Source organism: Bacillus sp. FSL R5-0654 (assembly GCF_038008745.1).
Classification (GTDB): Bacteria; Bacillota; Bacilli; order Bacillales; family Bacillaceae; genus Bacillus; species Bacillus safensis.
In genome coordinates, this window is record NZ_JBBOZV010000001.1 from 1,099,713 (window position 1) to 1,113,093 (window position 13,381).

The 13,381-nt window shown below is 42.2% G+C and carries 16 protein-coding genes; 7 read left to right on the forward strand and 9 right to left on the reverse strand.

Features of this window, described 5'->3' with window-relative positions; translation table 11 throughout:
• The first annotated feature begins 10 nt into the window (after positions 1-10).
• From sbcD to NSS76_RS05365, 3 genes are read left to right on the forward strand one after another with little or no spacing between them, the layout of a single operon-like run.
• Entirely contained in the window at positions 11-1,186 is a 1,176-nt protein-coding gene (gene sbcD, locus NSS76_RS05355) for an exonuclease subunit SbcD (RefSeq protein WP_024425501.1), read from the forward strand.
• Positions 1,183-4,578 carry an AAA family ATPase gene (locus NSS76_RS05360; RefSeq protein WP_151862952.1) on the forward strand — a complete coding sequence of 1,132 codons (3,396 nt, stop codon included), beginning with the start codon at positions 1,183-1,185 and terminating at the stop codon, positions 4,576-4,578. Before sbcD ends, NSS76_RS05360 begins: the two co-directional genes overlap by 4 nt.
• Before the next feature lie 20 nt (positions 4,579-4,598).
• The gene (locus tag NSS76_RS05365) at positions 4,599-4,898 is read left to right on the forward strand and encodes an HNH endonuclease (protein ID WP_151862953.1); all 300 of its coding nucleotides are present in this window, start codon (positions 4,599-4,601) and stop codon (positions 4,896-4,898) included.
• Between the two features lie 47 nt (positions 4,899-4,945).
• On the opposite strand, the gene NSS76_RS05370 is transcribed toward NSS76_RS05365, so the two are convergent.
• The 8 genes from NSS76_RS05370 to NSS76_RS05405 all read right to left on the reverse strand — a co-directional run bounded on the left by NSS76_RS05370 (position 4,946) and on the right by NSS76_RS05405 (position 8,409).
• Positions 4,946-5,164 carry a spore germination protein gene (locus tag NSS76_RS05370; RefSeq protein ID WP_003211468.1) on the reverse strand — a complete coding sequence of 73 codons (219 nt, stop codon included), beginning with the start codon at positions 5,162-5,164 and terminating at the stop codon, positions 4,946-4,948.
• Positions 5,165-5,186: 22 nt separating this feature from the next.
• Complete coding sequence (locus tag NSS76_RS05375; protein WP_024425504.1) at positions 5,187-5,618, reverse strand: spore germination protein GerPE; 432 nt, start codon at positions 5,616-5,618, stop codon at positions 5,187-5,189.
• Positions 5,618-5,794 carry a germination protein GerPD gene (locus NSS76_RS05380; protein WP_003210893.1) on the reverse strand — a complete coding sequence of 59 codons (177 nt, stop codon included), beginning with the start codon at positions 5,792-5,794 and terminating at the stop codon, positions 5,618-5,620. The genes NSS76_RS05375 and NSS76_RS05380 overlap by 1 nt, the downstream gene beginning before the upstream one ends.
• Positions 5,791-6,405, reverse strand: a complete 615-nt coding sequence (locus tag NSS76_RS05385; protein WP_024425505.1) for a spore germination protein GerPC — start codon at positions 6,403-6,405, stop codon at positions 5,791-5,793. Before NSS76_RS05385 ends, NSS76_RS05380 begins: the two co-directional genes overlap by 4 nt.
• Positions 6,406-6,435: 30 nt before the next feature.
• The gene (locus NSS76_RS05390) at positions 6,436-6,669 is read right to left on the reverse strand and encodes a spore germination protein GerPB (RefSeq protein ID WP_003210877.1); all 234 of its coding nucleotides are present in this window, start codon (positions 6,667-6,669) and stop codon (positions 6,436-6,438) included.
• Positions 6,670-6,683: 14 nt separating this feature from the next.
• Positions 6,684-6,905, reverse strand: coding sequence for a spore germination protein (locus NSS76_RS05395; protein ID WP_024425506.1), 222 nt, complete (start codon positions 6,903-6,905; stop codon positions 6,684-6,686).
• Between the two features lie 125 nt (positions 6,906-7,030).
• A complete protein-coding gene (locus tag NSS76_RS05400) occupies positions 7,031-7,192 on the reverse strand; it encodes an aspartyl-phosphate phosphatase Spo0E family protein (RefSeq protein ID WP_029707539.1) in 162 nt (53 codons plus the stop codon).
• Positions 7,193-7,314: 122 nt separating this feature from the next.
• Positions 7,315-8,409 carry a CotH kinase family protein gene (locus tag NSS76_RS05405; protein ID WP_341081145.1) on the reverse strand — a complete coding sequence of 365 codons (1,095 nt, stop codon included), beginning with the start codon at positions 8,407-8,409 and terminating at the stop codon, positions 7,315-7,317.
• A gap of 206 nt (positions 8,410-8,615) precedes the next feature.
• On the opposite strand from NSS76_RS05405, the gene cotG reads away from it, so the two are divergent.
• From cotG to NSS76_RS05415, 3 genes are all read left to right on the forward strand, one after another.
• Positions 8,616-9,233: a spore coat protein CotG gene (cotG, locus tag NSS76_RS19620; RefSeq protein WP_133744014.1), complete on the forward strand. Its 618-nt coding sequence runs from the start codon at positions 8,616-8,618 to the stop codon at positions 9,231-9,233.
• 126 nt (positions 9,234-9,359) lie between these two features.
• On the forward strand, positions 9,360-10,265 hold the full coding sequence (locus tag NSS76_RS05410) for a fumarylacetoacetate hydrolase family protein (protein WP_341081147.1): 906 nt from the start codon (positions 9,360-9,362) through the stop codon (positions 10,263-10,265).
• A gap of 92 nt (positions 10,266-10,357) precedes the next feature.
• The gene (locus tag NSS76_RS05415) at positions 10,358-10,726 is read left to right on the forward strand and encodes a YisL family protein (RefSeq protein ID WP_024426524.1); all 369 of its coding nucleotides are present in this window, start codon (positions 10,358-10,360) and stop codon (positions 10,724-10,726) included.
• A gap of 38 nt (positions 10,727-10,764) precedes the next feature.
• Here the strand turns inward: NSS76_RS05415 and NSS76_RS05420 are convergent, their stop codons facing one another.
• Entirely contained in the window at positions 10,765-11,292 is a 528-nt protein-coding gene (locus NSS76_RS05420) for a DUF2777 family protein (RefSeq protein WP_044334171.1), read from the reverse strand.
• 154 nt (positions 11,293-11,446) lie between these two features.
• Between NSS76_RS05420 and asnB the strand changes: the two genes are divergently transcribed.
• A complete protein-coding gene (gene asnB, locus NSS76_RS05425; RefSeq protein WP_341081153.1) occupies positions 11,447-13,288 on the forward strand; it encodes an asparagine synthase (glutamine-hydrolyzing) in 1,842 nt (613 codons plus the stop codon).
• Positions 13,289-13,381 lie beyond the last annotated feature (93 nt).

The following is a 13,381-nucleotide window of genomic DNA, read 5'->3' on the forward strand; positions in this document are numbered from 1 at the left end:
GGTGAATCACATGAGGATTTTGCATACGGCAGATTGGCATCTAGGAAAAACCCTTGAAGGCCGGAGCCGGCTTGATGAGCAAGCACAGTTTTTAGATGAGCTGTATCAAATCGTAAAAGACGAACACATTGATGTCATTGTCATGGCTGGAGACGCCTTTGATACAGTGAATCCGCCTGCTAGAGCAGAACAGCTTTTTTATGAAAGTCTATCTGCCTTATCTGATAAAGGAAAACGTCAGGTCGTGGTCATCTCAGGCAACCATGATAATCCGGATCGACTATCTGCCGCATCTCCTTTAACAAATGATCAGGGGATTCATTTAATTGGATATCCGACAAATGACATCATCCGCGTCGATGTTCCTTCTTCGAGTGAACGTTTATCCATTGCAGCACTCGCTTATCCATCTGAAGCGAGACTTAACGAGGTACTGGCTGAAACATTTGAAGAGAAGTTGCTTCGTGATCATTACAATTTAAAAATACAGCAAGCGTTCCAACATTTAAGCGCTCAATTTCAAGCCGATACGGTCAATATCGCAACAAGCCATATTTATGTGGCAGGAGGAAGTCAAACAGATTCAGAAAGACCGATTGAAGTAGGCGGTGCATATACCGTTGCGGCTGAAAGTCTGCCAGAAGCAGCCTGCTATGTGGCCCTTGGTCATTTGCACCGCCCGCAAACCATCAAACGTGCCAAAACGATTGCCCGCTATTCCGGGTCCCCTCTTGCTTACAGCTTTTCTGAATCAGGATATGCCAAATCAGTCACGATTGTAGAGGCAAAACCTAATGAAAAAGCAAGCTGGAAAGAAGTGTTGTTATCAAGCGGAAAACCACTTGTGAAATGGAAGGCAACTGAAGGATTGAGCCAAGTACACGAGTGGCTGGATGAAAAACGGGATCTTCAGGCATGGATTGATTTAGAGATTCATTTAACAGATCAGCTCTCCATAGAAGAGATTCATCAGCTCCGAAAGCAGCATAGCGGGTTTGTCCATATTAGACCGAAATTTAAAGAACTTCAGCAAATGGAAGAACAAAAGCAAGCCGAAAAGCTCTCAATCGAAGAGCGGTTCGTGAAATTTTATGAGCGCCAGACAGGCGGCGGTCTTCCTGATGAAAAAACAGTCAAGCTGTTTTTGGAGCTCGCCAATGAAATGCAAGAGGAGGAAGCGACTTGAAGCCGATTACACTAACCATTAAAGGACTTCATAGCTTCAGAGAAGAACAAACAATTGACTTTAGCTCATTATGTGATGCAGGTGTGTTTGGCATTTTTGGACCGACAGGAAGCGGAAAGTCGTCCATATTAGATGCCATGACCCTGGCGCTTTATGGAAAAGTGGAACGTGCGTTAAATAATACACATGGTATTTTGAACCAAGCGGAAGAGAAGCTGTCAGTTTCCTTTACATTCGCTTTACAAAAGGAACACCACATTTCTTATAAAGTCGAACGTGCTTTCAAGCGGGCAGATGAAATGAAAGTCAGAACGACACTATGCCGTCTGATTGAAATTGGGGATACGCAGACAGTTCTTGCAGATAAAGCGAGTGAAGTCAATCGTAAAATAGAAGAATTACTCGGGTTAACCATTGATGATTTTACGCGAGCGGTTGTCTTGCCCCAAGGGAAGTTTGCAGAATTCCTTTCTCTAAAAGGAGCCGATAGACGACAAATGCTTCAGCGTTTGTTTAACCTGGAGAAGTATGGGGATCAGCTCGTTAAACGTTTGCGCGCAAAGGCGCAGAATCAGTATGGACAAAAAAATGAACTGCTTGCTGAGCTGAATGGCTTAGGAGAAGCTGGCCCAGAGGCGCTCGCAAAGGCAAAGGAAGCGGCTGAGCAGGCAAAGGCTATTTTTCATGAGAAAAAACAAGCGCGGGATGAAGCGTTCACTGCTTTTACAAAGGCGCAAACAATTTGGCAGTATCAAAAGGAACGAGAAGCTTATGAGACGGAACTAAACCATCTGAATCAACTGGCACCATCAATGGAAGAGAAAAAGGCCAAGCTTCATATTGCAGAGCAGGCAGAGGCATTAAAGCCTTATGCGGATGCACTAACAAAGGCTGAAAATCAGCTTTCTCAAGCATTAAAAGAGAAGCAGGAAGCAGAAAATCAGCTACTGCATCAACGAACGATCTATGATCAAATGACACAGAACTATGAGCAAGCAAGGCAAAAGAAAATAGAAACTGAGCCAGAACTTCTTCAAAAGAAAGAGCAGCTGCTTCAGCTAAAGGAAATTGAACGGAAAAAAGAGGCGGCTCTTCAGGAAAAGACGGCAATCGAACAGCGAAAAAACGATACAACGCAGCAATTATTACAAAAAAAAGAAGAAGCAGACAATCTCCAATCTTTGTTAGAACGTGCACTGGCAAAACAAACACAGCTGAAGCGTGAGCTCGAGCAATTACAAGTCTCTGTAAAAGAACGGAAAAGTGTACAGGATGCTTTGCGTTTAAGCGAAAATGTTCAAAGAATACACCAAAGCATACACAAGGAAGAACAAAAGATGGAGGAGCTCAAAAAGCGATCATCACAGACCGCAGCAGCATTTGAAAAGCTTCAAAAACAGCAAAAAGACCATCATGAAAAAATAGACCAATCGTTTCAAGCGATTGAACAGCTTTATTTCTATGTATGTGAATTCGAACGGGCTTTTACAGAATGGAGTAAAAGAGAACAAAGTCAGAAGCTCGAAAAATTAAAACAGCGTGATGCTGTTAGGGCGGCAGAATTAAGAAAAGAATTAGCGGCAGAGCTCGTAGATGGTGAGCCATGTCCTGTTTGTGGATCGATTCATCATGACCCAAAGGCACTGGAAAACAATGACCATGAAGAAACAGTGGCACAAATCGATGAAGTGATTCAACGGATGGACATAGAGCTCAAGCAGGCAGAGGAATATACAAGAGACATGTATGCAGCCAAGCAGTTATTGGAAACGCACGCCAATCAATTAGTAAAGCAGTTTGCCTTTTTATCTCAGAAAGCTCCAGGTGCGGAAGTTGCAGCAGCAGTAGAAGCAGTGCAAAAGCCGGAGTCCTTGCAGTATCTCATGCAAGAATGGAAAGGCTTGAAACAAGATATTCAAGAAGTTGAACGTAAACGAGCTCGTTTAATGGATGAAACATATGATCAAGCAACAGAGATAAGCAAGATGAAAGATCAAATGACATTTGAACAGCAGCGTATCGAAGAATTAGACGGGCTGATCAAGGAGCTTCAGTCTGAGCTTTCAGAGCAAACGTCTCAATTTGAACAGACCTTCCCGCACTTTACATTGCACCAAGTACAAGAGATGCAAAAGCAGATCGACGAAAAGGACCAGCAAGCGGAAGGCTATAAAGAGCGTATTGAGAAAAGTATTTCATTTTTGGAAGAAAAACAGCAGGCAAAAGAACAGCTGCAAACAGCCATATACGATGTAGAGAAGGAACTTGATAAACTAGCGCATCAGCTAGAAAGCCAGCAGCAGCTCATTCATCAATATGAAACAGATTTAGGGAGATATCCATTGAAAGCTGTCTCCATTGCTGATGAATTGATCGAGGTTGAACACACGCTTGCTCGTCTCAATGAAATGGAACAGCAATCGTACAAGCAATTACAGCAAGCGCAGGAGCTCTTTAGTGAAGCACAAAGTCATTTTTCAAGCTGTGAGCGTCAGCTTCAAGAGGCTGACCGGAGAAAACAAGAAGCAAGTGAAACATGGACTAAAGAATCGGAGTCTTCTCCTTTTGATAAGCCTCAAGAGATTGAATCTGCTTTCATGAATCAATCAGTACGTCAATCTGTTAAACAAGAAATTGACGAATTTGAGGATAAAAGAAAGCAATGTGCCGCAAACTTAAAGCGAATTTCTGAACTGCTGAAAGATGAGTCACTAGATGAAAAGCAATGGACTGACATTCAACTGAGGAAAGAAGCGGCAGAAAAGGCATTGGAAGAAGCAACAGTGATGAGCGGCTCTGCATATGAACATCTACGTGTAATGGAAGAAAATCACCAGCGATTTGCAAGTATTCATGAACGCTTGGCGGAGCTGCAGCAAGAAATTGATCGGCTCGATAAGCTGCAAACTGTGTTTAAAGGAAATACATTTGTTGAGTTTTTAGCAGAAGAACAGCTGGAAAGTGTCAGTCGTGATGCATCTGCCCGTCTTGGTATTTTGACAAGACAAAGGTATGCGATTGAGGTTGATTCAGAAGGCGGTTTTGTCATGCGTGATGATGCGAATGGCGGTGTCCGACGTCCAGTGTCCAGCTTGTCCGGCGGGGAAACCTTCCTGACGTCGCTTGCGCTTGCGCTAGCTCTTTCAGCGCAGATTCAGCTGAGAGGTGAGTTCCCGCTGCAATTCTTTTTCCTTGATGAAGGCTTTGGTACCCTTGATCAAGACTTGCTTGATACAGTGATTACTGCATTAGAGAAATTACAGTCTCAAAACTTAGCTGTTGGTGTCATCAGCCATGTGGAAGAATTGAAAATGCGGCTGCCGAAAAAACTGATTGTCCATCCGGCAGATCCAAGCGGGAAAGGGACAACAGTCTCAATGGAATTAATGTAAATATTGAGGTGATGATACGGGTGGCAAAGCAAACAATTGGATTATGTGAGCTGTGCGGAAGACAAGATGTCCTGCTCACAGAACATCACTTAACGCCAAGAGAAGAAGGCGGGGCTTTTTTACCGACTGCCTACCTATGTATCCCTTGTCATAAACAAGTACATGCCCTCTATACAAACCAGGAGCTTGCCGCACGTTTGAACACAATTGATGCGCTGAGGCAGGATGAAAAGCTTGCTTCGTACATCAAATGGATTCGGAAACAGCCGGCAAGCAAGCTGGTCAAAACAAAAAAATCGAGACAGCGCAGAAAGAAATAAGCATAAAAAAGCGCTCCTCTATTTGAAATGGATGTAGAGGAGCTGCTTTATGCATTGCCTACCATATTCTGATCATTTAAGTCAGGATCCACATAGTTGGTGGCGCTAATGCCATTATTTAATATCAAGAAATCTCCGGTATTCCCCGCTCCAGAGCCTAAAGCAGATTTTGACGAACTTTTAGGCGACAGGTAGAATGAGTCACCGACGTTTACGACGCCTCCAGAAATAGAGTTAATGTAAATGGGTCCGACAATTGCTGGCATAATCGACATCCTTTATTCGAAGTCATATCACCATCATATGCGCAGGTAGGTCCATTTGTGAGTTTTGCGGACTTTCATCATTGCTAAACAGCTCTCTAATATGCTTCACTCGCGCAACGCCATTCATTCTACAAGTAGAGCCGATTTGATAGACAGAGGACGATGATACCCCTTCTACATGGATTGAAGACACTTTAATCACAGGCTTTTCATGGTAAAATGCTGTTCTCACTGATCGTTCTGGCAGCATCAAAGGAATGGGCTCATAATACACTTCAAATTCTTTCGCATCTAAATTTTCTGCTTCATAGCCATAAAACAAACTAATGGTTCGTTGAACAGCTAATACCTTGACTTTCGGGCATAGCTCCTGAGTATCACCAATTTGAACCACACTCGAAATCCCGACAGAATTCACCTTTGAGAACTTCACTTGAGATGTGCGTTTGATCATTATCGAGGCGCCAGAGGAACAAACGGGCCAATAATCAGAGATTCTGGCGGTGTATCAAAAATTGAGGATAATTGTACATGGTCTGTGTCCCCGATGATAAACAGGGAAGAAGACGATACCCCGACTACTTTAATGCTTCCAGTCTCGATGTTGCGGTTGACAACTGTGAAATTCATCCGTTTTCCTCTCCTTTCGTTTCACTTGGAATATGGGCTAAAAAGTGCTCAATCGCTCGCTTTACATCATGCTTCACATATTCAGCAATTTGCTCTGAACGCTGCAGCGGTGTCATATCTTCCCGGTGTGGCAGCTGTCCCGCATAGTATTTGATCCTGCTGTCAATTTGCTTGCGAATATCCTCAATGATATGGTGTTTGTTGCTTTCATCGAGGGACCCTTCGTATCGCTGTTCTAGTTCTTCAAGAAGTTCTGGTGCTTCTTCATTTAAAAATGCATCGACAAGCTGCCGTGTTTGATTGAAAAATTGACCAGCCATTTCTTGCTGCATCATTCCAATTCCCGGGGTTGTTGTTTGGCCCACTTCAAAGTTTTGAACACTGTTTGGATCAGATGGATTGAGGCCGATATTCAGCGTTCCTTCCAGCCGTTCGATTTTCAGTTGATCAAATTGATAATCAATCCGTTCAATATTCGTTGTCGGTTTATCTTTGATCATTTGTATTTCCTGCTGAAGCTCGTTAAGCCTTTTTTCAAGCATCATGATTTGTTGCGAGTGTTTTTGAATGATGCCATATACTTGTGAAGCGTTGCTCTGATAATCATACATTTACATACACCTCCGGGGATTGCAGATGGCTTAAGTTGTTGGTGACTGAAGCGGTACAAAAGGTGCTGTGCTTGCGCCTTGAGATTCTTCAATACCTTGTGTACCTGCTGCGGCAGGCGCTGCTTCTACATAGCTTCCCGTGTTATACAGGTTGGAAAGGGCCTTGATGGATCCAGCACTCCCAATTTGCAGAACAGAGGAGTTACTCACAGACTCTACACGTAAATAATTAATTTGTATCGCTTGATTAATATAGAAGTTCAACGGATCCTCACTCCTTACAAGTTACCAACAAGCGGTTGATCAATGACATCACTGTCGTACGTATTTGTCACACTTTTGTAGTTGCTAATTTGTAATTGATCACCTGTATTAAAACTGCCTGCGCCAGCAAACGTTTTAACCTGACTATTTGGAGAAATGGTGATGCAGTCTCCAACATGAACGACTCCGCTCGTTCCGACGGCATTTACTTTAAAGGCTCCCACAATAGCCGGCATAGCGGTGCACATCCTTTATAAAATTAGGGCACTTGTTTTGGGCGTTTCACCATAGCTTATGATGGGTCTTTTAATGTGTGATTGTCTTTTTGAAAGCTTTTGATGAGAGGAATTAGATGTATGGCTTACCCTTTTTTTGAGCAATCTTTAGAGGTGGATTTGATGCCTTTATTTAAGAGTGTGTCAAGCTCTTGACTGCACCTGATCGTTTCTTCGGCATTCATCCCGAATTTTTTTGCAGTCTCAATTAAATGTAATCTTTTTTGTTCAATTTCATAATTGATCATAACGGACGCCAACTCTCACATTTTTTATCAAATAGAAGGATATGGTTAGTATACCCTATTTTTCTATAAAAAAAGCTGTTTCGTCAATATGAGTAATAAAGTGACAAAATTCGAAAGTGTTCTTACGTACCAAATATTTCTTTTTTGATCTCAGTCTGTAAATAACGTCGTCTTTTGTTGATATACTGCCGGATTAAGTCTCTTTCAGACTGCAAGACGTCTTTTCGATCTTTCGTATATGGATCATCTCCAATTCGATTCTCAATCGATTCATGCCATTTCTCGACGATTGGGCAGAGCCGGTCTTCTACAAAATGTGTATCGAGTACATGCTGGAAAAGTGTGTAATAGGCTCTTTTAAACGAAGGGATATCTAGTAATCTAGCAGTTAATGTATTAAAGCCGTTTACTGGGATATAATCAAACGGCATTTCTTCTCCATGAATGTCACGACCCCATGTTGCATCATAATCCCAAGGAAGTACTTGAAACCTCCCTTGTTCATTTACATAAAGAGCGTAGTTATGAACAAAACCATCAAAGTTTTGTGTGCATACCACACCGATGAGCCAGCGGAAATATTGTGTCACATCTAGGTATTGTTCAATTTTTTCTGCAAAAGTGTCATCTTTCGCTGTGTTGAGAAAGTAAATAAATTCACTCAGCTGCTGATCATGTTGAGAAGTCCCCGTTTTTTTCTCGTATCCGAGAAGAAGGTGCTTTTTTGGTTTTTTATCAAAAGAACTCAAAAGTGAGAAGTTCGCGTCATCATCAACCGCATAATAAATGCCGCCTCCTGAAAGCTGCCGTTTTTGAAGAAAGAACTCATCGACGGATTCTATTTTTAAATAAATCCCTTCTTTTCTTCCATTTATGTTGAGAAACACATGAGAAGCAGCGGGGCTATGCACCCCCATCTGCTCAAAGAAATAAAAGGACAGCCTGTTTCGGATAAACGAAGGATCATTGTACTCTGCATTTAAATGAAAGATCGATTCGCCTTGTCTTTGTTTCGGCTTTCGATATTCAATTTGATAGGACTTTTTCTTAAGCTTTCTAATGTGTGATCCGCGGTATGAAGCATAAATATGTGATTTGGTTTGGCCGGTTTTTAGAATAGCTTCAACAGGTTCATCGTTCCAAATGTCTTTTTTTAATTCAATCAGGTCCTTTGGATGAATCCACATATCAAGTTGTTTTAAAGATTCTGTGTTCATACGTTCATCAGCCTCCTATATGCTCTTCTTTACGATATGAAAGTGAAGGAATGTCCTGTACCGGCTGGTAGGTATTCATGGAGTTTTAAAGGAAAGAGGCATTCGTCACGAACACTTGTCTACCGAGTCTCGTAACATAAAGCAGAGAAGATAAACAGCTTTGTCTGTTTGTTTTGTCGAAGCATAGACTGGGAGGGGAATTGTTCGTGAGTACAATTGATCATTCACACATTGAACATGCAGTAGCTTCACTTCGAAGTGAGGGACGTGATCATCACTTAGATCGTGAACCAGAATCGAGACGTTCGCATAAGTCAGCTCGTTCTCGTCATTCAAGTCGCGGTCATTGGTTCTTTGGTGGTGGTGGACGCCGTAAATCACGCCGCAGTAAAAAAAGTTACAGAAGCTATCGTTCAAAGAAAAGTTATCGCTCTAAGAAAAGCTATCGCTCGAAGAAAAGCATGAAGAGTAAAAAGTCATATAAAAGCAAAAAATCTTACAGAAGCAAAAAGAGCGAACCGAAAAAGTCACACCGCAGCAAATGCAGATCCCATCATAAGAAAAGCTGCCGCAAATCACACCGCAGCAAATGCAGATCTCATCATAAGAAAAGCTGCCGCAAGTCACATCGCAGCAAATACAGATCCCACAATAAGAAGAGCCGCAAGTCACGTCGCAGTCATCGATCTAAACGTTCTCATCACCATAAACGCAGCCGATCTTGCCGAAGATGTGGAAAGAAAACGCATCGTTCCCGAAATAGAGGAAATGTTGAGCGTAAATGGGATCAAGGAAACATGTGGGAGTACCGCCGTTTTCGCTAAGCGTTAGATCATCATTTTTGAAACCCTTTTTAAAAGAGAGTATGATAAAAAAGGGTTTTTTTTGTTTCATAGAGAAATAAAATGAGACATCATAACTTAGCGAAATGAAGATTGTGAGGGGAAGACATGAAGTTTTTTACAGGTGAAATACATAGCAGCATGTTTATTGGGGTAGTCATTGATGATGAATGGGTGATGGACGTCAAAAAGGCAGAAGCCAAATTATTTGAGCTTGAGACACTGCCAAACTCTTTATCTGAGTGTATCAAAATGGGGGACAAGTTTGTTGAACATGTCGGGCAGCTTCTTGATTGGGCTGAGAAAAAAGAAGAAGACCGCGGTTCTTATGTATATCCGCTTTCGGACGTGAAACTCCATGCCCCGATTCCAAAGCCGTCTAAAAACATCATGTGTGTCGGAAAGAATTATCAAGATCATGTGATGGAGATGGGAAGTGCGGCGGATATTCCTGAAGACGTGATGATTTTTACAAAGGCACCTACTTCTGTCATTGGACACGAAGCGGACATTCTTCTTCATGAAGCTGTGACAAGTGAATTGGATTATGAAGGAGAGCTTGCCATCGTGATGGGCAAATCAGGAAAAAACATTGCTCCTGAAGAGGTCCAAGATTATATATTCGGTTACACCATTTTAAATGATGTGACGGCAAGAGATTTGCAGAAAAAACATAAACAATTTTTCATTGGTAAAAGCTTAGATACAACCTGCCCGATAGGACCTTATATCGTTCATAAGTCAATGATCGAGGATCATGGTGCGCTCCATGTGGAAACAAAGGTAAACGGAGAGGTTCGTCAGTCTGCCAGTACGGAATTAATGATCTTCACAGTTGAGGACATTGTCTCCACTCTTTCAAAAGGGATGACATTAGAAGCGGGTGACATCATTGCAACAGGTACACCTTCTGGGGTAGGGAAGGGCTTTGAACCGCCTAAGTTTTTAGCTTCTGGAGATCGAATTGACATCACGATTGAACCGATTGGAACGCTGACAAATCATGTCAAATAAAGCGCGTGATGACACAGGATTGTCGCTTTGTGTTCGACTTATTTCGTGGTACGATGAGAAGGTACTTGTTCTGATAAAGGGGGAAATCAAAAATGGGAACACATTTACATATCACAGCATGGGTGCTGGGGATTATTTTATTCTTCGTAGCCTTTGCTCTAGCAGGTAAAAATGACAAAGGCGCTAAAATTGTGCACATGATCGTTCGTTTATTCTACTTGATCATCATTGCAACAGGCGTAGAGCTGTATGTTCGCACAGGAATGAAAATTCCAGGTTACGGGGGCGAGTATATTGGAAAAATGATTCTTGGTATCCTCGTGATCGGTTTCATGGAAATGGTCCTAGTGCGCAAGAAAAAAGGAAAATCGGTGACTGGTGTGTTGATTGGTTTTATCGTATTTGCGATTGTGACCATTCTTCTCGGTTTACGTCTGCCGATCGGTTTCCATATCTTTTAATATAAAAAGGACATTGCTTATACGAAGCAGTGTCCTTTTTATGTGGCATCAAATTGTGAAACGATCCGTTGTCCGTCTGAAGTGGTCCATTCAAAAAGAATGTGATTGGCTGCTGGCTCATGGTGACATTGAAGTGCAAGTGATTGCGTATCTGCCGAAAACTGAAAGAAAGAGACGCGCTGCAATGAATGAAAGGAAGAGAAAACACAATCATAGACGGAAAAACCAAGCTGCTCTATCTGGTCAAGGATGTGATCAAAAACGTTTTCCGGTACGAACATGAGAAGATCAAGCCAGCCTTTGGCAAGAGACGCCGTATATTGAATGTTTTCTCCTCCCTGTACTTCTATTAGCTGCCCGTTTTCATGAAGAATCATAGAACCGAGCAATTCCCCTTTTGTCCATTTGTCATTTTCCTTCAAACAGATCATTGTGCTTTGAAGACTTTCTGGCAGCATGATCTCTCCTTCATCATCTTCAATCAGGCAATGCCCGTTTTCAATGAGCAAATACCCATTACACCATCTTCTGCTGCAGCGTTCAAGCTGTCTCATTCGATTCTCCATTTGCAAAAGCTCCTTTCCTCTTTCTTTTCTTACCAAATCAAGCTTGTCCTATACGCCGGGAAAAAAGGACAAATCAACTATCAAGGAGACGATGCATAAACTAAGAAAGGCTGAATGAGAACACTTGAGGAAAAACGGATGGGAGCTGATGATGATGTGTGGAATTACAGGCTGGGCAGACTTTAAAAAGCCGCTCATCCAACAGGATCATGTAATCAATCAAATGACAGATACATTATCTAAAAGAGGGCCAGATGATACAAATACATGGAAAAGTGAGCACGTTCTTTTCGGGCATAAAAGGTTAGCGGTGGTAGATGTAGAAGGCGGAAAGCAGCCGATGACATATACACATCAAAACCATGCTTATACGATTGTATACAATGGAGAGCTCTATAACACGGAGGATATAAGAAAAGAATTGTTAAAAAGGGGGCACCGCTTTCTTGGGCATTCTGATACAGAAGTTCTTCTTCATGCCTATACAGAATGGAAGGAAGAGTGTGTCTCTCATTTTAATGGCATTTTTGCATTTGTGATCTGGGATAGTGAGCGTGAATTGTTATTTGCAGGGAGAGACCGGCTAGGCGTCAAGCCATTTTTCTATACAGAACGTCATCATTCCTTCTTATTTGGTTCAGAGATCAAAGCACTTCTTGCTCACCCTGATATCAAAGCAAAAGTCGATCATGAAGGGCTGTCGGAGATCTTTGGCTTAGGACCGTCAAGAACACCAGGTCAAGGCGTGTTTAAAGGGATAAAAGAGCTGAGACCTGCACATGCCTTGACCTTTTCAAAAGACGGTCTGCGCGTATGGAGATACTGGAATGTCAAAAGCAAGAAACATACTGATTCACTTGATGACACCGCACAGCACATTAAGCATCTCTTTACAGATGCCGTGACAAGACAGCTCGTCTCTGATGTGCCTGTATGTACATTTTTATCTGGGGGCGTCGATTCTAGTGCCATTACTGCCATTGCCGCTAAGCACTTTGAGAAAATAGGGGAAGCACCGCTTCATACGTATTCCATTGACTACGAAGGAAACGATCAATTCTTTGAGGTAAATCAATTCCAGCCGAATGCTGACGGTCCTTGGATTGATCAAATGACCAAAGCGTTTCAAACGAATCATCACAGCTGTATCATTGGGCAAAAAGAACTCGCTTCCTATCTGAAGGAAGCCGTTGAGGTTCGAGACTTACCGGGTATGGCAGATATTGATTCTTCCTTGCTTTGGTTTTGCCGAGAAATTAAAAAGGACTTCGTTGTTGGCTTGTCAGGTGAATGTGCGGATGAAATCTTTGGCGGCTATCCGTGGTTCCATATGGAAAATGAAACGAATGGTTTTCCTTGGATGAGATCGACTGAAGCTAGAACGCAGCTCCTGCAAGACTCGTGGCAAAAAAAGCTGTCACTTAAGGAATACGCGCAAAGCAAATATGAAGAAACGGTAGCAGAAACGCCTCTTTTAGATGGAGAAACCGGCGTCGATAAAGCCCGGAGAGAACTTTTTTACTTAAATATGATCTGGTTTATGACAACACTGCTTGACCGTAAAGATCGAATGAGTATGGGGGCTAGTCTTGAGGTACGGGTGCCATTTGCAGATCATCGCCTTGTCGAATATGTGTGGAATATTCCTTGGGAAATGAAAATGCATGGAAATCGTGAAAAAGGGGTTTTACGAAAAGCATTAGAGGGAATTTTACCGAATGAAGTGCTTTATCGAAAGAAGAGTCCTTACCCTAAAACACATCATCCAGCCTATACTCAGGCTGTGAAAGAGATGCTCACAGACTGTCTCGCGCAAAAAGACTCTGTACTTCACGAATTTTTAGATCCACATCAATTAAAGCAACTGATTGAAACGGAAGGGGCTTCCTTTCATGTGCCATGGTATGGCCAGCTCATGAAGGGCCCGCAGTTGATTGCCCATCTAGCACAGATTCATCATTGGTTTGAAACGTATCGAATTGATATAGAAGCGTAATAAAGAGTCGGCTTTCTTGCACATGTTGAAAGGAAGCCGGCTTTTTTGATACATAACATGAGACTTTTTCAGCACATCAAAAGTTGATCTAAT